Below are 18,934 nucleotides of genomic sequence, written 5' to 3'. Positions count from 1 at the left end.
AGATTGCATGTCTGTTCGGGGAATCATGTGGCTGTTAGCCACCATTGTGTTGATGTTATGTTTGCCTGTCCGCGCGGCGACCGTTGCGGATATTCAGGTATCGAATGGCGCTGAACAGGCCAGAATTACGTTTTTGTTTATGGGTGACCCGCAGTACCGGTTCTCCCAGTCCTCTCCCCGAACGGTGTTACTTGATATTCAACAAAGTGGTGTGATTCAGGGCCTGCCTCTGGTATTCAGTGGCGACAATCTGGTGCATCAAATTCGCTCCACTTCGTCTGGCGACCCACAAACACTGCGCCTGGCGGTGGATTTAACCGAAAAAGGGACGGTTCGCGCCAGCAAACAGGCCCGGGGCGCTCAGGTTGCTGTGGTCTTTACTATCGATGCCGTGAAACCGCCGCCAGCGCCACCTGTAGCTGCAGCGCCAGTTGTTAAACCAACACCGTCAACCCGTACACCGGTTACAGCAAGCGTACCAGACAGTGGCCGCAACCCGTTTCACAGTGATGAACCGAAAGTCACTGGCGTGGTGAGCACTCGCACACCGCCTCAGCCAGTGAGAAGCCGCCCGTCTGCTGGTGGTAGCCAGGTGGTGGTGGCGATTGATGCAGGCCATGGCGGGCAGGATCCGGGGGCGATTGGCGCAGGCGGCACTCGCGAGAAAAACGTCACGTTATCTGTTGCCCGAAAACTGCGTACCTTACTGAATAATGACCCGATGTTTAAAGGTGTGCTGACTCGCGATGGCGACTACTTCATCTCGGTGATGGGGCGTTCGGAAGTAGCCCGTAAACAGAATGCCAACTTGCTGGTTTCCATTCATGCCGATGCCGCGCCAAACCGTGAAGCCACCGGCGCTTCCGTTTGGGTACTGTCCAACCGCCGGGCAGACAGCGAAATGGCTGGCTGGCTGGAGCAACATGAAAAGCAGTCTGAGTTGCTGGGGGGCGCGGGAGATGTGCTGGCAAACCAGGCCGATCCCTACCTGAGCCAGGCTGTGCTGGATTTACAGTTTGGTCACTCACAGCGAGTTGGTTATGATGTCGCCACTTATGTGATTCGCCAGTTAAATAACATTGGTGATTTGCACAAGCGCCATCCGGAGCATGCCAGCCTTGGCGTGCTGCGTTCTCCGGATATCCCTTCATTGCTGGTGGAAACCGGGTTTATCAGTAACAGCCGCGAAGAGCAGTTACTGGCGAGTGATGACTACCAGCAAAAAATTGCCAATGCGATTTACCAGGGGCTGAGAAACTATTTCATTGCTAATCCGTTACAGGCATCACCCGGTGGTCAAACAAACGGTATGATTAGCCGCAATTCACAGTAAGGAGAGGCCATGCCGATTCAGGTACTACCACCACAACTGGCAAACCAGATAGCCGCTGGCGAGGTGGTTGAGCGCCCGGCATCGGTCGTGAAAGAGCTGGTTGAAAATAGCCTGGATGCGGGTGCAACGCGTATTGATATTGATATTGAACGCGGTGGCGCAAAGTTGATTCGCATACGTGATAACGGTAGCGGCATTGGCAAAGATGAGCTGGCGCTGGCTTTATCGCGCCATGCAACCAGTAAAATAGCCTCGCTGGACGACCTGGAAGCCATCATGAGCCTTGGCTTTCGTGGTGAAGCGCTTGCCAGTATCAGCTCCGTTTCCCGGTTAACCCTGACTTCCCGTACAGCAGACCAGCAGGAAGCCTGGCAGGCTTATGCGGAAGGGCGCGAGATGGCAGTCACAGTCAAACCCGCAGCTCACCCTCAGGGCACCACGCTGGAAGTGCTGGATTTGTTTTATAACACCCCGGCACGGCGCAAGTTTATGCGCACAGAAAAAACCGAATTTGCTCATATCGATGAAATTATTCGCCGTATCGCGCTGGCCCGCTTTGATGTCACAATTAATTTGTCCCATAACGGCAAAATGGTCCGCCAGTACAGGGCGGTGAAAGCGGGGTCACAAGAAGAGCGCCGCCTGGGCGCCATTTGTGGCACTGCATTTATGGAACACGCGCTGGCGATTGAATGGCAGCACGGTGATTTAGGGCTGAAAGGCTGGGTGGTGGCGCCAGACAGCCACAACCCGGCAAATGCTGATATCCAGTACAGCTACGTTAATGGCCGAATGATGCGTGATAAATTGATTAATCATGCCATTCGCCAGGCCTGCGAAGACCGCCTGGGGCAGGACCAGTTACCGGCTTATGTCCTGTATCTCACCGTTGACCCACATCAGGTGGATGTGAATGTTCACCCGGCGAAACACGAAGTGCGTTTTCATCAGTCGCGCCTGGTACATGATTTTATTTATCAGGGCGTATTGAGTGTCTTCCAGCAATATCAGGAAAACCCATTAGGGTTAAACGGCGCGCTTGCAGATGCCCCTGCGGCCAGTGCATGGCAGCCGGAGAACCGCACCGCCGCCGGGGAAAATCAGTTTACCCGCAGCCCTTCGGCCCCAGAAAACCGGGCAGCTTCGCTGCACGAAACCCCTGATAAACATGACACCGCACCGCAATTCAGTGAACGCCCGTCCGGGGGAACATCTTCCGCGCGTTTATCCGGTGCTGAGCACTATTCCGGCGGGGCTGGGTCTTCTGGCGGCAGGTCTGCTTCGGATACTGGCCATTCTGGTTCTGGCGGGCAGGCCGCGCACAATAGCTGGCCTAATGCCGTGCCGGGCTACCAGAAAAAACAAGGTGCGTTATACCAAAAACTGCTGGAGACGCCACAGGCGCTTGCGGCAACTGAACAACCCGCTGAGGCAGCGGCCGGGGACCACGTATTGTCTGCTCGCGAGCAAAGCCTGGGGCGTGCACTGGCAGTGGTCGCCCCGGATATGGTGCTGCTTGAGCGGCGCTCAGGTATCTGCCTGATGGCATTGCCTGTCGCACAGCGCTGGTTACGGCGTGCGCAGCTTATGCCGGGGCAGGAAAAAGCCTGCGCACAACCCTTGTTGATACCGGTACGGCTGAAACTGGATGCCGGGGAACGGGCAACCCTGAAACAGCAGCAAGAAACACTACAAAATTTAGGGATAATCTTAGATATTGACGCGCAATTTGTGACTGTGCGCGCAGTGCCTTTACCCTTGAGGCAACAAAATTTACAAAACTTGATTCCTGACCTGATAGGCTACCTGGCCGGACAAAAAGAATGTGATGCAGCGCAAATTGCGCACTGGCTGGCAGGAAAGCTGGAAAGCGAACCCCGTGAGTGGTCCCTTTCTCAGGCGATTACTCTCCTGACAGAACTGGAGCGCCTTTGCCCACAGTTGGTAATGTCCCCGCCAGGTGGTCTGTTGCAACCTATTGATTTGAAACCGGCGATAAGCGCTCTGAAACATGACTGAAGTGAGTAAGCAAAACCTGCCAAAGGCAATTTTTTTGATGGGGCCAACCGCCTCCGGTAAAACCGCACTGGCAATCACATTACGGCGTTTTTTACCCGTAGAGTTGATTAGTGTTGACTCTGCCCTGATATATAAGGGAATGGATGTCGGTACGGCAAAACCGGATGCACAAGAACTGGCACAGGCACCTCACCGGTTGTTGGATATTCGGGATCCTTCTGAGGCGTATTCCGCAGCAGATTTTCGCCGCGATGCTTTGGCTGAAATGGAATCCATCACCGCTTCCGGGAAAATTCCGTTGTTGGTCGGTGGAACTATGCTTTATTTCAAAGCATTACTGGAAGGGCTGTCACCTTTGCCTTCCGCTGATGCGGCAATAAGAGCACAGATTGAGCAGCAAGCACAGGCACAAGGATGGGATGCTTTACACAGGCAATTACAGGCAATAGATCCTGTTTCTGCCGGGCGTATTCATCCGAATGATCCTCAAAGACTTTCCCGGGCACTGGAAGTTTTTTTTATTTCGGGTAAAACTTTAACTGAGTTGACGCAAACGTCAGGGGAAGCTCTGCCTTATCAGGTGCATCAGTTCGCCATCGCCCCGGCGAGCCGTGAACTGCTCCATCAGCGTATTGAGCAGCGGTTTCATCAGATGTTGGCTTCGGGATTTGAAGCAGAAGTGCGGGCGCTTTTTGCCCGCGGCGATTTGCATACGGACATGCCTTCCATTCGTTGTGTGGGGTATCGCCAGATGTGGTCTTATCTGGCGGGGGAGTACACCAGGGACGAAATGGTTTATCGCGGTATTTGCGCCACGAGGCAGTTGGCCAAGCGTCAAATGACCTGGTTGCGGGGGTGGGAAGGTGTTCACTGGCTTGACAGTGATAACCCTGAACAAGCCTGCAATGAAGTATTACAGGTAGTTGGTGCGAAGGCTGACTGAATGTGTACAATTGAACCGCATCGTGCGCGAGATTTTACGTCTTTTTATGAGCCTGAGGGTTCTTTAGTACAAACAACAAGCATATAAGGAAAAGATAGAATGGCTAAGGGGCAATCTTTGCAAGATCCGTTTCTGAACGCATTGCGTCGGGAACGTGTTCCAGTTTCTATTTATTTGGTGAATGGTATTAAGCTGCAAGGTCAGATTGAGTCTTTTGACCAGTTTGTGATTCTGTTGAAAAACACAGTCAGCCAAATGGTTTATAAGCACGCGATTTCTACTGTTGTTCCGTCCCGCCCTGTTTCTCATCACAACAATCCGGGCGCTACGGGTAGCAATAGTAATTTCCATCACGGTGGTAATGCGCAAGGCGCAGGATCACAACAGGACAGCGACAGCGCTGAATAAGTTGCTGGCTGTTAATCCACGCCGGGGAACCAGGTTATCTGTGTTCCCCGCTGGTATTTTGAGAGGTTTTACGCTTGTTTGACCGTTATGACGCCGGTGAGCAGGCGGTACTGGTACACATCTATTTTTCGCAAGACAAAGACATGGAAGATCTCCAGGAGTTTGAATCTCTGGTTTCTTCCGCTGGTGTCGACGCTTTGCAGGTGATTACTGGTACCCGTAAGGCGCCGCACCCGAAGTACTTTGTTGGTGAAGGTAAGGCCGAAGAGATTGCTGATGCAGTGAAAGCCACTGGGGCATCAGTTGTTCTTTTCGACCATGCATTAAGCCCTGCTCAGGAACGTAATCTTGAGCGTTTATGCGAATGTCGGGTTATCGACAGGACCGGACTCATTCTGGATATATTTGCCCAGCGGGCGCGTACACATGAAGGGAAATTGCAGGTGGAACTGGCGCAGTTGCGTCACCTTGCTACCCGTCTGGTACGTGGCTGGACCCACCTTGAACGCCAAAAAGGGGGGATAGGCCTGCGTGGCCCGGGTGAAACGCAGCTGGAAACGGACCGCCGTTTGTTGCGTAACCGCATATCCCAAATTTTATCGCGCCTTGAACGTGTTGAGAAACAACGTGAACAAGGCCGGCGGGCACGAACCCGTGCGGATGTTCCCACCGTTTCGCTGGTGGGGTATACCAACGCCGGGAAATCCACACTATTCAACAGCCTGACGACTGCGGAAGTTTATGCAGCCGATCAGCTCTTCGCAACACTCGATCCTACCTTGCGCCGTATTGATGTGGCGGATGTGGGTGAAACTGTGCTGGCGGATACCGTTGGGTTTATTCGTCATTTACCGCATGACCTGGTGGCGGCGTTTAAAGCCACATTGCAGGAAACGCGCCAGGCAACACTGTTACTGCATGTTATTGATGCATCAGATGTCAGGGTGCAGGAGAACATCGATGCCGTAAATGCGGTACTTGATGAAATTGATGCACTGGAAATCCCTACGCTGCTGGTGATGAACAAAATCGACTGCCTGGACGGTTTTGCGCCACGTATCGACAGGGATGAAAATAATGTACCAGTTCGTGTCTGGCTTTCTGCGCAGACAGGAGAAGGTATACCACTGCTTTTCCAGGCTTTAACGGAACGTTTATCCGGGGAGATTGCGTTGCATACGTTACGTTTACCTCCTCAGGCCGGGCGTTTGAGAAGCCGGTTTTATCAGCTTCAGGCGATAGAAAAAGAGTGGATGGAGGACGATGGCAGCATGGGCCTGCAGGTGCGTTTGCCTGTGGTTGACTGGCGTCGCCTTTGTAAACAAGAACCTGCGTTGGTGGATTACATCACCTGATGCAGGTATGCCCTGAAGACACTTCCCCTGCGGGGGATATCACCGCATAACAAGTATGGAGCATAAACATGGCGTGGAATCAGCCCGGTAATAACGGACAGGACCGCGACCCGTGGGGCAGCAGCAATAATCAAGGCGGCAACTCTGGGGGAAGCAAAGGAGGGCGGGATCAGGGGCCACCTGATCTGGATGATATCTTCCGTAAACTGAGTAAAAAGCTCGGTGGGTTTGGCGGCGGTAGTGGCTCAGGCAATAATACACCGCAAGGTTCGCGTAGCCCTGTGGGCGGGCGCATCGTTGGTATTGTTGTCGCAGCTGCCGTGATAATTTGGGCCGCCAGCGGTTTCTATACCATCAAAGAAGCGGAACGTGGGGTTGTTACCCGCTTCGGGAAATTCAGCCATCTGGTGGAGCCGGGCCTGAACTGGAAGCCGACTTTCATTGATGAAGTCCGGCCGGTTAACGTGGAATCAGTACGCGAGCTGGCAGCGTCTGGCATCATGCTGACAGCCGATGAAAACGTCGTGCGCGTAGAAATGAACGTGCAGTACCGGGTAACCGACCCTGAAAAATATTTGTTCAGTGTGACCAGCCCGGATGACAGCCTGCGCCAGGCGACAGATAGCGCACTGCGCGGTGTTATCGGCAAATACACGATGGATAAAATTCTGACAGAAGGCCGTACGCTGATTCGCGCCGATACCCAGCGCGAACTGGAAGAAACCATCAGGCCTTATAACATGGGGATTACGTTGCTGGATGTGAACTTCCAGACGGCGCGTCCGCCAGAAGAAGTAAAAGCCGCGTTTGATGATGCGATTGCCGCGCGTGAGAACGAACAGCAATACATTCGTGAAGCAGAAGCTTATGCGAATGAAGTTCAGCCGCGAGCGAATGGTCAGGCACAGCGTATTCTGGAAGAAGCCCGTGCTTATAAAGCGCAGACAGTTCTGGAAGCGCAGGGTGAAGTAGCTCGCTTTGCAGAATTGCTGCCGCAATACAAAGCCGCCCCGGAAATTACCCGCGAGCGTTTGTATATCGAAACCATGGAAAAAGTGCTGAGCCACACACGCAAAGTACTGGTAAACGATAATGGCAATAAACTGATGGTGTTGCCGCTTGACCAATTGATGAAGGGGGCATCCTCTTCTGATGCAAAGCCGGAAAGCAGCAGTAGCACCAGTCAATTGTTACATCTTCCGCCTGTCTCTGGCTCCGGCGGCAGTGCTGCCAGCAAATCGTCATCCAGCCAGGGCGATATCATGGACCAGCGCCGTGCGGATGCGCAGCGTAACGACTACCAGCGCCGTGGAGGGGAGTAACAATGCGTAAATCGTTGATTGGAATTATTATTGTTGTGCTGGTTGTTATGTACACCTCGCTGTTCACGGTGAAAGAAGGCGAGCGTGGCATTGTCCTGCGCTTTGGTAAAGTGCTGCGTAACAACGACAACATCCCTGAGGTGTTCGAACCGGGTCTGCACTTTAAACTGCCGTTTATCACTACCGTGAAAACGCTGGATGCACGTATCCAGACTATGGATAACCAGGCAGACCGCTTCGTTACCAAAGAGAAAAAAGACCTGATTGTTGATTCCTATATTAAATGGCGGATCAGCGATTTCAGCCGCTACTACCTGGCAACAGGTGGTGGGGATGTTTCTCAGGCCGAAGTGTTGTTAAAACGTAAGTTCAGTGACCGTCTGCGTTCTGAAATTGGCCGCCTGGATGTAAAAGACATCGTGACGGATTCCCGTGGGCGTTTAACGCTGGAAGTGCGTGATGCGCTGAACTCCGGTTCTGCCGGTTCCGACGATGAAGTGGCCACGCCAGCAGCTGACGATGCCATTGCAACGGCGGCAGCCCGTGTGGAGCAGGAAACGAATGGTAAAGTTGCTGCGGTGAACCCGAACAGTATGGCGGCGCTGGGGATTGAAGTGGTTGATGTCCGCATCAAGCAAATCAACCTGCCAGCAGAAGTCTCTGAAGCGATTTACAACCGTATGCGTGCTGAGCGTGAAGCCGTTGCCCGTCGCCACCGCTCTCAGGGCCAGGAAGAAGCAGAGAAATTGCGTGCCGCTGCTGACTATGAAGTGACGCGCACTCTGGCTGAAGCACAACGCCAGGCTCTGATTGAACGCGGGGAAGGGGATGCACAGGCAGCGAAACTGTTTGCTGACGCATTCGGCAAAGACCCGGATTTCTTCGCCTTTATTCGTAGCCTCAAAGCGTATCAAAGCAGCTTTGGCGGCAACGATGTCATGGTGATGAGCCCGGACAGTGACTTCTTCCGCTACATGAAGACACCAACAGGTAATTCACGCTAAGATAGCGAACATTCTTTGTTAAAGAGCCGGTTTATTCCGGCTCTTTTTTTGTCCGTGGAAAATAAAAAATGAACACAACAATTTGGATGGCAGTTGCACTGGTATTAGTGCTGGAAGGGATTGGTCCAATGATATATCCCAGTGCCTGGCGCAAAATGGTACAGAGCCTGTCGCAATTGCCTGACCATTTGTTACGCCGTTTTGGGGGCGGTCTTGTGGTTGCCGGCATCGTTGTCTACTACATGTTGACGAAAACGATTAACTGAGCAGAAAACCGGCAAAAAACTCAAAATCTGTATATAAAAAGGGCTGAACATCGGGGGATCCGGTGGTAGAATCCATTTTTAAGCAAACGGTGATTTTGAAAAATGGGTAACAACGTCGTCGTACTGGGCACCCAATGGGGTGACGAAGGTAAAGGGAAGATCGTCGATCTCCTGACCGAACGAGCAAAATATGTTGTACGCTATCAGGGCGGTCACAACGCAGGTCATACTCTCGTAATCAACGGTGAAAAAACCGTTCTGCATCTTATTCCTTCAGGTATTCTTCGCGAAAATGTCGTTAGCATTATCGGCAACGGCGTAGTGTTGTCTCCTTCCGCGTTGATGAAAGAGATGAAAGAACTGGAAGACCGTGGTGTTCCGGTACGTGAACGTCTGTTGTTGTCTGAAGCTTGCCCGCTGATCCTGGATTACCATGTGGCGCTGGATAACGCGCGTGAAAAAGCACGTGGCGCGAAAGCTATTGGTACTACCGGGCGTGGTATCGGCCCTGCTTATGAAGATAAAGTAGCTCGCCGTGGTCTGCGTGTGGGCGACCTGTTCGATAAAGCAGTCTTCGCTGAAAAACTGAAAGAAGTGATGGAATATCACAACTTCCAGTTAGTGAACTACTACAAAGTTGAAGCGGTTGATTACCAGAAAGTTCTGGATGATGTCATGGCTATCGCCGACATCCTGACCGCCATGGTGGTTGACGTTTCTGACTTGCTGGATAAAGCCCGTCTGCGTGGTGAACACATCATGTTTGAAGGTGCTCAGGGTACGTTGCTGGATATCGACCACGGTACTTATCCGTATGTCACCTCTTCCAACACCACTGCTGGTGGCGTGGCAACGGGTTCTGGCCTTGGCCCACGTTACGTTGATTACGTACTGGGTATTATCAAAGCTTACTCTACCCGTGTTGGCGCCGGTCCGTTCCCGACAGAGCTGTTCGATGATGTCGGCGAATACCTGTGCAAACAAGGTAATGAATATGGTGCAACCACTGGCCGCCGCCGCCGTACTGGCTGGCTGGACACCGTGGCGGTTCGCCGTGCGGTACAGATCAACTCCTTGTCTGGTTTCTGCCTGACCAAACTGGATGTGCTGGATGGTCTGGATGAAGTGAAACTGTGTGTTGCTTACCGTATGCCAGATGGTCGTGAAGTAACAGTAACGCCAATGGCTGCAGATGACTGGGCAGGTATTGAACCTATTTACGAATCTATGCCTGGCTGGTCTCAAAGCACCTTTGGTGTGAAAGACCGCAGCCTGTTGCCTCAGGCTGCACTGAACTACATTCAACGCATTGAAGAACTGACAGGTGTACCGGTAGATATCATCTCCACCGGTCCGGATCGTACTGAAACCATGATCCTGCGCGACCCTTACGACGCGTAATCACTTCCGGGCAGAAAGGCTCCTTTCTGCCCTGTTATTTCCAGTTGGGTTCAAAACGCCAAAAAACACATCAAAAACAGGATAAACCCTGCCTTTTTTGCACCTTTTCCTAAATAAATTAGCGGCCTGGCTGGTGGCTGGTTTATCATCAATACAAATCCCCTGCCAGGGGAGTAAGCCCTTTGTGCAGCTATCTGAGGTTGATGTGCAGTTAACAAGTTTTACTGACTATGGCTTGCGCGCGCTGATTTATATGGCGGCTTTGCCAAAAGATCGTATGACCAGTATCTCCGAAGTGACACAGGTTTATGGTGTGTCGCGTAATCATATGGTCAAAATTATTAACCAGCTTAGCCGGGCAGGTTATGTCGATGCTGTCCGGGGTAAAAATGGCGGTATTCGCCTGGGTAAACCGGCTGAAAGCATTCGTATTGGCGATGTCGTCCGGGCGCTTGAACCGTTGCAACTGGTTAATTGCAGCGGTGAGTTTTGCCACATCACCCCGGCTTGCAGGCTCAGGCAAGTGCTGGCACAAGGTGTGCAGCATTTTCTTCAGGAGCTTGATAACCACACCCTGGCAGAAATGGTGGATGCAAACCCACCGCTTTATCAATTACTACAGGTGGAATAAATGCCTGAACTGCCTGAGGATGACAACGGAGGAACCGATATGTCACAAGATCCTTTCCAGGAACGCGAAGCAGAAAAATATGCCAATCCTATTCCCAGCAGGGAGTTCATTCTTGATCATCTGTCAAAGCAGGAAAAACCTGCTAACCGTGAAGAACTGGCAAAAGCATTAGGAATTGAAGGCGAAGAGCAAACGGAAGCATTGCGTCGCCGCCTGCGCGCTATGGAGCGTGACGGCCAACTGGTCTTCACTCGTCGCCAGTGCTACGCCTTACCGGAGCGCCTTGACCTGGTGAAAGGCACCGTGATGGGCCACCGCGATGGTTATGGCTTCTTGCGGGTTGAAGGCCGGGCAGATGATCTGTACCTGTCTTCTGAACAAATGAAAGCCTGCATCCACGGTGATGTAGTGCTGGCCCAGCCGCTCGGCGCAGATCGTCGTGGCCGCCGGGAAGCCCGTATTGTGCGGGTTCTGGTACCGAAAACCAGCCAAATTGTTGGTCGCTATTTTATTGATGCAGGGGTTGGGTTTGTTGTTCCGGATGACAGCCGCCTGAGCTTCGATATTCTTATTCCACCGGAAGAGATCATGGGTGCCCGCATGGGGTTCATGGTGGTGGTGGAACTGACCCAACGCCCCACCCGCCGCACCAAAGCAATAGGTAAAATTGTTGAAGTGCTCGGTGAAAATATGGGCACAGGTATGGCAGTGGATATCGCGCTGCGTACTCATGAAATTCCTTATGTCTGGCCGCAGGCTGTTGAAGAACAGATTGCCGGGCTGAAAGAACAAGTGCCGGAATCTGCCAAAGCAGGGCGTGTCGATTTACGCGACTTACCCCTGGTCACCATTGATGGTGAAGATGCCCGCGACTTTGATGACGCCGTTTATTGTGAGAAAAAACGCGGCGGCGGCTGGCGTTTGTGGGTGGCGATTGCGGATGTCAGTTACTATGTTCGCCCTTACACCGCGCTGGATAAAGAAGCCCATAACCGCGGTACATCGGTTTACTTCCCCTCCCAGGTAGTGCCAATGCTGCCGGAAGTGCTCTCAAATGGCTTGTGCTCGCTGAACCCACAAGTTGACCGCCTGTGCATGGTTTGTGAAATGACCATCTCTTCAAAAGGCAAGTTGAGCGGCTTCCAGTTCTACGAAGCAGTCATGAGCTCCCATGCGCGCCTGACTTACACCAAGGTGTGGCATATTCTGCAAGGCGATGAAGAGCTGCGTGAGCATTACCGCCCGTTAGTGAAACACCTGGAAGAACTGCATAACCTCTACAAGGTTCTGGACAGCGCACGTGCAGAGCGTGGTGGGATCTCGTTTGAAAGCGAAGAAGCTAAATTTATCTTTAACGCAGAACGCCGCATTGAGCGTATCGAACAAACTCAGCGCAACGACGCCCACAAACTGATTGAAGAGTGCATGATTCTGGCGAACATTTCGGCCGCCCGTTTTGTGGAGAAAAACAAAGAGCCTGCGTTGTTCCGTATTCATGACCGCCCCAGCACAGAGGCTATTACCTCTTTCCGTTCAGTGCTGGCGGAGCTGGGGTTAAGCCTGCCTGGCGGTGATAAACCTGAACCGGCAGACTACTCCGCATTGTTGGCATCCATTGCAGACCGGCCTGATCATGAAATGCTGCAAACTATGTTGCTGCGTTCCATGAAACAAGCCGTGTACGACCCAGAAAACCGTGGGCACTTTGGCCTGGCGCTGCAATCTTATGCGCACTTCACATCGCCAATTCGCCGTTATCCGGACTTGTCTTTACACCGGGCAATCAAATATTTGCTCGCCCGCCAGAACGGGGAGACCGGCACCAGCACACCGGGTGGTGGCTGGCACTACGGCACGGAAGAGATGATTCAGCTTGGCCTGCATTGTTCCATGGCTGAGCGCCGTGCCGACGAAGCCACTCGCGATGTGGCAGACTGGCTGAAATGTGACTTCATGCAGGACCAGGTGGGCCAAACCTTTGGCGGCGTGATTTCCAGTGTGACCGGCTTCGGTTTCTTTGTGCGCCTTGATGACTTGTTTATCGACGGCCTGGTGCATGTCTCGTCACTGGATAATGACTACTATCGTTTCGACCAGGTAGGCCAGCGGCTGATTGGTGAATCCGGCGGGCAGACTTACCGCCTGGGGGACCATGTGGAAGTCCGGGTTGAAGGGGTCAACATGGATGAACGTAAAATCGATTTTGCGTTGATCTCCAGCGAGCGCAAAGTACGCGGTGCCGGAAAAACCGCACGGGAGAAAAGTAAAAAAAGTGCAGCCAGCACCCGGCCGCCACGGCGGCGCCAGGGCGGTAAACGTGTGAATTTCGAGCCAGACAGCGAATTCCGCAGTGAAAAGCCGAAAAAGGCACGTGCACCAAAAAATAAAAAAGCGAAAAAACCTTCGGAAAAAACACGTAAAATCGCCGAAGCAACCAAAGCGAAGCGTGCGGCGAAGAAAAAAGCGCAATAGTGCAGCCTACGGCTGGTAAACTAATAGCAGGCTCCGTCCAACCGGGCGGAGTTTTGTTTTTTGACTGTAACCCGGGCACTGTGCCCAGAGTGAGTACCATACATGAGTGAAATGATTTACGGCATTCATGCCGTGCAGGCCTTGCTGGACAGAGCACCGGAGCGTTTTCAGGAAGTGTTTATCCTGAAAGGCCGCGAAGACAAGCGTCTGTTACCTCTGATTCATTCCCTTGAATCATTGGGGATAGTTATCCAAATGGCGAATCGCCAGTGGCTGGATGATAAGTCCGAAGGCGCTGTCCACCAGGGGATCATTGCGCGTGTTAAGCCTGGCAGGCAGTACCAGGAAAATGATCTGCCTGACCTTATCGCTCAGTACGAACAGCCGTTCATACTGGTGCTGGATGGCGTAACGGATCCCCATAATCTGGGGGCCTGCCTGCGTAGTGCTGATGCCGCCGGGGTCCATGCGGTAATTGTGCCAAAAGACCGTTCTGCGCAACTTAACGCGACAGCCAAAAAAGTGGCCTGTGGTGCCGCAGAAAATGTGCCGCTGATTCGGGTCACTAACCTTGCCCGTACTCTGCGGTTACTGAAAGACGAAAACGTCTGGATTGTCGGCACGGCAGGTGAGGCGGACCATACGCTGTATCAAAGCAAAATGACTGGCCCGATGGCACTGGTCATGGGCGCGGAAGGGGAAGGCATGCGCCGTCTCACCCGTGAACATTGTGATGAGCTTATCAGCATCCCGATGGCAGGCACAGTTTCTTCCCTGAACGTGTCTGTGGCGACAGGTGTGTGCCTGTTTGAAGCGGTGCGCCAGCGCAGTAAATAACGGAATCCGGTCAGGGCGCACGCTTTGTGACTCTGCCCGGTGATAAACCGCCAGCACAGTCCATACTTTATGTAATGGCATAAAGGGAGACAAACCATGCGCTGGCAAACTCATACCGTCTTTAATCAACCCACTCCACTGATTAACAGTAATTTATTCCTCTCTGATAGTGCACTGCGCGATGCCGTTATTCGCGAAGGTGCTGGCTGGGATGGCGAGTTACTCGCCAGTATTGGGCAGCAACTTGGCTCGGCGGAGTCACTAGAACTTGGGCGGCTGGCAAATGCCAACCCACCAGAACTGCTCCGTTATGACCCGCGCGGAGAACGCATTGACGAAGTGCGCTTTCACCCTTCCTGGCATTTATTGATGCAGGGCCTGTTTGCTAACCGGGTACATAACCTTCCCTGGTTGAAAGACCCTCAGCCTGACGCTTTTGCTGCGCGTGCTGCCCGTTTTATTCTTCATGCTCAGGTTGAAGCGGGAACCTTGTGCCCGGTTACCATGACCTTTGCCGCAACGCCATTATTACAACAGGCGTTACCCGCAGAATTTCGCAACTGGCTGCCATCATTGCTCAGCGACCGTTACGATGCCCATCAGTTACCCGCGACACAGAAAAAAGGCCTGCTGATTGGTATGGGCATGACAGAAAAGCAGGGCGGTTCTGATGTGATGAGCAACACCACCAGAGCAGATCCAGAGACAGTACCCGGGTGTGGCATGCCTTACCGCCTGGTAGGGCATAAATGGTTTTTCTCTGTTCCCCAGAGTGACGCGCACCTGGTACTGGCACAGGCGCGAGGCGGGTTGTCGTGTTTCTTTGTTCCCCGCCTGTTGCCTGATGGTGAGCGTAATGCCTTAAGCCTGGCGCGCCTTAAAGATAAGCTTGGCAACCGCTCTAACGCCAGTAGCGAAGCAGAACTGTTCGATGCCCATGGCTGGCTGATTGGTGAAGAAGGTGAGGGCGTTCGCCATATCCTGCGTATGGGAGCGATGACGCGTTTTGATTGCGCGCTGGGCAGCCATGGCCTGATGCGCAGGGCATTCGCCGTCGCGTTATACCATGCGCATCAACGCCAGGTATTCGGCAAACATCTGGTGGATCAGCCATTAATGCGCCAGGTGCTGGGGCGTATGGCGTTACAACTCGAAGGGCAAACGGCCTTTTTATTCCGCCTGGCGGGCGCACTGGGGCAACGGGGGGATGTAAATCAACAATTGTGGGCGCGCTTATTCACCCCGGCAGCGAAGTTCCATATCTGCAAGTCAGGCATTCCCTTTGTGGCAGAAGCCATGGAGGTACTGGGGGGCATTGGTTATTGCGAAGAAAGCGAGTTACCCCGTTTGTACCGGGAAATGCCAGTGAACAGTATTTGGGAAGGCTCCGGGAATATTATGTGCCTTGATGTGCTGCGTGTATTACAAAAACAGCCGGGCGTAGTGAGTTTATTGCAGGCGAATTTTGCTGAGGTCAAAGGGCAGAGCCGCCACTTCGACCGCACCTGGCGGCAATTACAGGCGCATTTGCGTAAGCCTGGCGAAGCATTCAGCCGGCAAATTACCAGCCAGTTAGCACTCCTTGCCACTGGTGCTGAAATGTTGCGCCACCTGCCCCCACGTATTGCGGAAACCTGGTGCCAGATGGCGCTGGACTCACGTGGCGATCACTTAATTGATGAGCCGGTACTCTCTGATATCCTGCTCAGGGCGACCGGTGGCGCAGGGTGATGGCTGTCTTTTATATGGAACAGCTTCACTAATTCCGTCAGGTGGTGGCCCTGGCTTCTCAGGCTGTGGGCCACTTCTTCCGTGCGGGCAATGCGCCGGGCATTAATATGTGTGGACTCGCCAATTTGTGTCATCGCTATATTAACCTGGCCAATACCGGCAGACTGCTCCTGCGAAGCCGAGCTGATGGTGGTAATTAACTGGTTGATGTGCTCAATATGCCCGGTAATATCCTCCATCGACTGGCTGGTTTGCTGCGACAACACATGGCCTTCGCTAACCTTTTCCAGTGTGTCTGCAATTAACTGGTCAATTTCTTTCACGGCATTCGCACTGCGTGCGGCCAGAGCCCGGACTTCCTGGGCGACCACGGCAAACCCTTTGCCGTGTTCACCGGCACGAGCAGCTTCTACCGCCGCGTTCAGTGCCAGAATATTGGTTTGAAAAGCAATCGACTCAATAACATGGGTGATATCCGCAATCCGCTGTGATGCTTCACGAATTGCATCCATGGTGGTGACCGCGTGTTTTACCGTGATACCGCCGCTGTGCACTGCCTGCGTTGTCTCTTCAACTAACCCTTGTGCCGTTCCCATATTGTCCGCGTTCTGCGCAACAGTAGTGGCAAGCTGCCCCATACTGGCCGATGTTTCTTCAACACTGCTGGCCTGTTTGGTAATTTGCTCACCAATTTCATCACTGTCGGTCGCCAGTGTGTCTGTGCTGTGGCTGATTTCTTCGGCCGTCTGGCGTACCTGCTGAACTATGGTATTCAGGCCATCGCCAATACCATTAATCCCTTGTATTAACTGGCCAATCTCATCATGGCGTTGTGTGTGAATCGACTGGCGCAGGTCTCCGCCAGCATACAGGTGTGCCAGGCCGATAACCTGTTGTAACGGCTGGCTGACCCAACGGCGTATCAGCCAGATAAAGAACAGCGCAAAGAGAACAACCAGTACTGCGCCAGCGACCAGGAAGCTATCACGCATGCGGGTAATATCACTCAGCAACTGATCTTTATTAACCTCAGACACAATCACCCATTTCCAGTCAGGTAACGTGGTCCAGACCAGAGCCGTATTGCCACTCTCAGGTGATTGCCATGAAGTCGAGCCGGAAGGCTGGTTTAACACCTCTTTACTGATATTTTCCGGCCAGTTGGGCGTTTTCCCTTCCTGTTTGGCATCAAATAAATATTGCCCCCAGGTTTTCCCTGGTGCATTGCTCAGAACAAAAAACTGGCCGCTTTGCCCAATGTGGCGGGAAATTACTTTTTCGCGCATCAACTGCCAGGCATCGCTGATATCGACGCCAACAAACAACACGGCAATCGTCTGCCCACTGGTATCTTTTACTGGCTGATACTCGGTGATATAGCGCTTGCCAAACAACAGCGCCAGGCCACGATAGACTTCACCTTTACTGACTTTGGCCCAGGAAGGGCTGCTACGGTCAAGCAGTGTGCCCATTGCCCGGGAGCCGTCTTCTTTGCGTAAAGATGTTGCAACCCGAACAAAGTCATCGCCCGAGCGAACAAATAATGTGGAAATTGCACCACTGCGTGCCAGGAAGTCATCGGAAAACTGGTTATTTTCGTGTAGCGGAATATCTCCGCCTTTCAGGAGTGGTACCTTGTGCCCACTTATTTCTGCAGTTTGTTGCGGGTCAACCGAGAGAGGTTGGGGCAGAAAGCTGGCAAATAGCTGAGTAAAGCTGGCCACTTCACTGTTGAGGCTGCTGTTAAACATTTGTGCCGTATCGTGAATGCCAGTGACCTGCGCTTTCATGTCTTGCAGGGCCTGTTCTTCCAGCTGTTGGCTGGCCTGGCGCCCAAGAAATACGGTAAAAATGAAAAAGAGTACCGCGACGCTACCGGCTGTCATTACTGACAAGCGCGCGCCTAATCCCCAGTATTTAAAAGAAGTCATAATATCGCTGCCGTATTTTGTGTTTTGTCATCATTAACGGCTGCTGGCAGGATAATATTTATACACAAAATGTAAGCATGTATTTCATTCAAATTTGATTCAGATCATTGATCGTTGAAAACAAAAGCAATTACACCTTAGCCAGCGGCTTAATAAATTAATCGTTTCGCTATAAATATGGCGGGGCATTATTGGGGGGGTTGAGATAAATCAGCCCATTAATTCATGGTGGGGTGTGAGTGGGGCGCAAACCACGGCTCTGCGCCTGTTGCCAGGTCGCTGAATGAAATAAGCCACCCGCAGGTGGCTTAACAGGAAAGAAGGCGATACAGACAGATAGCGTTACGAGTAGATAATGGCTTCCACATGCCAGGTGTCTTTACGAGGCGTTTCTTCCATATTCACAATACGGTAGATGGAAGCACCCTGTTCATCCGCACTTAATGCAACCAGCCGCTCAATATCCTGAGGGCTGCCAGTGACGTCTTTAAACGACAGAATGCCCATTTCATTAAATGCCGTCACCTGATCAGCATGCACATCCTCAGCTGACCTTGCACTGGTACTGACCAGTCCTGCGGACAACAGTAGAGAGGTTAATGCCAGTGATCGCTTCATAATTGCCCGCTCCATATCGATGATCTGAAAAAAATTTACAGGTCATTTCCTTGTTATTCAGCATGCAACATCCCTTGCGACATGCTGTATTGTGTCAGGCGGAAAATAAAGTCGTGCAATTCAATGTAAAGTCGTTAAAACCTGTTTAAGTATCAGGCTTTACGGTAAAGAATCGCGTTAGCCCTGCGTACACCAGGGATCATATTATCGTTGATAAACAAGATCAGATAATAATCAGCCTTTTCCCTGGTTGCGCGTTGCTTGATAGCGGCTTCCGCATCTGCCGGCCCACCACGAGTGGTGACACTGATCATCCCCATTCTTACCAGCCCTTCAGTCTGGTTACGCTGGATTTCCTGCGGCCAGGCTGCAACAGCAGGAGCCGGGCGGGGAGTTGTCCAGTTGGTACTGCAACCCGCCAGTACCAGGCATAAGCAAAGCGGAAGAAAACGGCGCATAGACATTTTATTTTCCTGACAAGTTGATTTTAGTGTTTGAGATAAATCTGGTAAGTCAAAAATTCACTTTCTGTTACGTGTAACGCGATTTCGCAGGATATATCACCAAAAAGCGTAATCCGTGTCTCACACTGGCATTTGGAGTTTTGGGCAACAATGGCACTGCGCTGGCCTGCCTGTGTATATAAAGGTATAGAATAGAGCG

16 protein-coding genes are annotated in these 18,934 nt (G+C 52.4%); 13 read left to right on the top strand and 3 right to left on the bottom strand.

Going from position 1 to position 18,934, the window contains the following annotated elements; genetic code table 11:
• The first annotated feature begins 7 nt into the window (after positions 1-7).
• The 13 genes from amiB to DT73_RS01945 all read left to right on the top strand — a co-directional run bounded on the left by amiB (position 8) and on the right by DT73_RS01945 (position 15,722).
• Complete coding sequence (gene amiB / locus DT73_RS02005) at positions 8-1,333, top strand: N-acetylmuramoyl-L-alanine amidase AmiB (RefSeq protein ID WP_036103141.1); 1,326 nt, start codon at positions 8-10, stop codon at positions 1,331-1,333.
• A gap of 9 nt (positions 1,334-1,342) precedes the next feature.
• Entirely contained in the window at positions 1,343-3,352 is a 2,010-nt protein-coding gene (gene mutL / locus DT73_RS02000; RefSeq protein ID WP_036103139.1) for a DNA mismatch repair endonuclease MutL, read from the top strand.
• Positions 3,345-4,295 carry a tRNA (adenosine(37)-N6)-dimethylallyltransferase MiaA gene (miaA, locus tag DT73_RS01995; RefSeq protein ID WP_036103136.1) on the top strand — a complete coding sequence of 317 codons (951 nt, stop codon included), beginning with the start codon at positions 3,345-3,347 and terminating at the stop codon, positions 4,293-4,295. The genes mutL and miaA overlap by 8 nt, the downstream gene beginning before the upstream one ends.
• Before the next feature lie 99 nt (positions 4,296-4,394).
• Complete coding sequence (gene hfq / locus DT73_RS01990; RefSeq protein WP_036103134.1) at positions 4,395-4,703, top strand: RNA chaperone Hfq; 309 nt, start codon at positions 4,395-4,397, stop codon at positions 4,701-4,703.
• 74 nt (positions 4,704-4,777) lie between these two features.
• Positions 4,778-6,058, top strand: coding sequence for a ribosome rescue GTPase HflX (gene hflX, locus DT73_RS01985; protein ID WP_036103133.1), 1,281 nt, complete (start codon positions 4,778-4,780; stop codon positions 6,056-6,058).
• Positions 6,059-6,126: 68 nt separating this feature from the next.
• On the top strand, positions 6,127-7,380 hold the full coding sequence (gene hflK, locus DT73_RS01980; RefSeq protein WP_036103131.1) for an FtsH protease activity modulator HflK: 1,254 nt from the start codon (positions 6,127-6,129) through the stop codon (positions 7,378-7,380).
• A 2-nt stretch (positions 7,381-7,382) separates the two neighbouring features.
• On the top strand, positions 7,383-8,384 hold the full coding sequence (gene hflC, locus DT73_RS01975; RefSeq protein WP_036103129.1) for a protease modulator HflC: 1,002 nt from the start codon (positions 7,383-7,385) through the stop codon (positions 8,382-8,384).
• Positions 8,385-8,452: 68 nt separating this feature from the next.
• On the top strand, positions 8,453-8,650 hold the full coding sequence (locus tag DT73_RS01970) for a DUF2065 domain-containing protein (protein WP_036103127.1): 198 nt from the start codon (positions 8,453-8,455) through the stop codon (positions 8,648-8,650).
• Between the two features lie 102 nt (positions 8,651-8,752).
• Positions 8,753-10,051, top strand: a complete 1,299-nt coding sequence (gene purA, locus DT73_RS01965; protein WP_036103125.1) for an adenylosuccinate synthase — start codon at positions 8,753-8,755, stop codon at positions 10,049-10,051.
• A gap of 205 nt (positions 10,052-10,256) precedes the next feature.
• Positions 10,257-10,682, top strand: a complete 426-nt coding sequence (gene nsrR / locus DT73_RS01960) for a nitric oxide-sensing transcriptional repressor NsrR (protein ID WP_036103511.1) — start codon at positions 10,257-10,259, stop codon at positions 10,680-10,682.
• A gap of 39 nt (positions 10,683-10,721) precedes the next feature.
• Positions 10,722-13,154 (top strand): ribonuclease R, encoded by a 2,433-nt coding sequence (rnr, locus tag DT73_RS01955; RefSeq protein ID WP_036103508.1) that lies wholly within the window; start codon positions 10,722-10,724, stop codon positions 13,152-13,154.
• A gap of 102 nt (positions 13,155-13,256) precedes the next feature.
• On the top strand, positions 13,257-13,991 hold the full coding sequence (gene rlmB, locus DT73_RS01950) for a 23S rRNA (guanosine(2251)-2'-O)-methyltransferase RlmB (protein WP_036103123.1): 735 nt from the start codon (positions 13,257-13,259) through the stop codon (positions 13,989-13,991).
• A gap of 96 nt (positions 13,992-14,087) precedes the next feature.
• Entirely contained in the window at positions 14,088-15,722 is a 1,635-nt protein-coding gene (locus DT73_RS01945) for an isovaleryl-CoA dehydrogenase (protein ID WP_036103122.1), read from the top strand.
• Here the strand turns inward: DT73_RS01945 and DT73_RS01940 are convergent.
• The 3 genes from DT73_RS01940 to bsmA all read right to left on the bottom strand — a co-directional run bounded on the left by DT73_RS01940 (position 15,659) and on the right by bsmA (position 18,735).
• Complete coding sequence (locus DT73_RS01940; RefSeq protein WP_084172219.1) at positions 15,659-17,653, bottom strand: methyl-accepting chemotaxis protein; 1,995 nt, start codon at positions 17,651-17,653, stop codon at positions 15,659-15,661. The two genes, DT73_RS01945 and DT73_RS01940, sit on opposite strands and share 64 nt — an antisense overlap.
• Positions 17,654-17,995: 342 nt before the next feature.
• The gene (locus DT73_RS01935) at positions 17,996-18,271 is read right to left on the bottom strand and encodes a DUF1471 domain-containing protein (protein ID WP_110028099.1); all 276 of its coding nucleotides are present in this window, start codon (positions 18,269-18,271) and stop codon (positions 17,996-17,998) included.
• Between the two features lie 152 nt (positions 18,272-18,423).
• Positions 18,424-18,735 (bottom strand): biofilm peroxide resistance protein BsmA, encoded by a 312-nt coding sequence (gene bsmA / locus DT73_RS01930; RefSeq protein WP_036103118.1) that lies wholly within the window; start codon positions 18,733-18,735, stop codon positions 18,424-18,426.
• Positions 18,736-18,934: the final 199 nt, after the last annotated feature.

Origin of the sequence: Mangrovibacter sp. MFB070 (assembly GCF_000705335.1) — a bacterium.
In the GTDB taxonomy this organism is placed as follows: Bacteria; Pseudomonadota; Gammaproteobacteria; order Enterobacterales; family Enterobacteriaceae; genus Mangrovibacter; species Mangrovibacter plantisponsor.
The sequence above is the reverse complement of the archived record's forward strand: the minus strand, read 5'-3'. Positions and strand labels throughout refer to the sequence as shown.

Excerpts from the sequence above, each read along its gene's own strand:
- amiB (WP_036103141.1), top strand. The coding sequence starts at position 8 with ATGTCTGTTCGGGGAATCATGTGGCTGTTAGCCACCATTGTGTTGATG.
- mutL (WP_036103139.1), top strand. The coding sequence starts at position 1,343 with ATGCCGATTCAGGTACTACCACCACAACTGGCAAACCAGATAGCCGCT.
- miaA (WP_036103136.1), top strand. The coding sequence starts at position 3,345 with ATGACTGAAGTGAGTAAGCAAAACCTGCCAAAGGCAATTTTTTTGATG.
- hfq (WP_036103134.1), top strand. The coding sequence starts at position 4,395 with ATGGCTAAGGGGCAATCTTTGCAAGATCCGTTTCTGAACGCATTGCGT.
- hflK (WP_036103131.1), top strand. The coding sequence starts at position 6,127 with ATGGCGTGGAATCAGCCCGGTAATAACGGACAGGACCGCGACCCGTGG.
- hflC (WP_036103129.1), top strand. The coding sequence starts at position 7,383 with ATGCGTAAATCGTTGATTGGAATTATTATTGTTGTGCTGGTTGTTATG.
- DT73_RS01970 (WP_036103127.1), top strand. The coding sequence starts at position 8,453 with ATGAACACAACAATTTGGATGGCAGTTGCACTGGTATTAGTGCTGGAA.
- purA (WP_036103125.1), top strand. The coding sequence starts at position 8,753 with ATGGGTAACAACGTCGTCGTACTGGGCACCCAATGGGGTGACGAAGGT.
- rnr (WP_036103508.1), top strand. The coding sequence starts at position 10,722 with ATGTCACAAGATCCTTTCCAGGAACGCGAAGCAGAAAAATATGCCAAT.
- rlmB (WP_036103123.1), top strand. The coding sequence starts at position 13,257 with ATGAGTGAAATGATTTACGGCATTCATGCCGTGCAGGCCTTGCTGGAC.
- DT73_RS01945 (WP_036103122.1), top strand. The coding sequence starts at position 14,088 with ATGCGCTGGCAAACTCATACCGTCTTTAATCAACCCACTCCACTGATT.
- DT73_RS01940 (WP_084172219.1), bottom strand. The coding sequence starts at position 17,653 with ATGACTTCTTTTAAATACTGGGGATTAGGCGCGCGCTTGTCAGTAATG.
- DT73_RS01935 (WP_110028099.1), bottom strand. The coding sequence starts at position 18,271 with ATGAAGCGATCACTGGCATTAACCTCTCTACTGTTGTCCGCAGGACTG.
- bsmA (WP_036103118.1), bottom strand. The coding sequence starts at position 18,735 with ATGTCTATGCGCCGTTTTCTTCCGCTTTGCTTATGCCTGGTACTGGCG.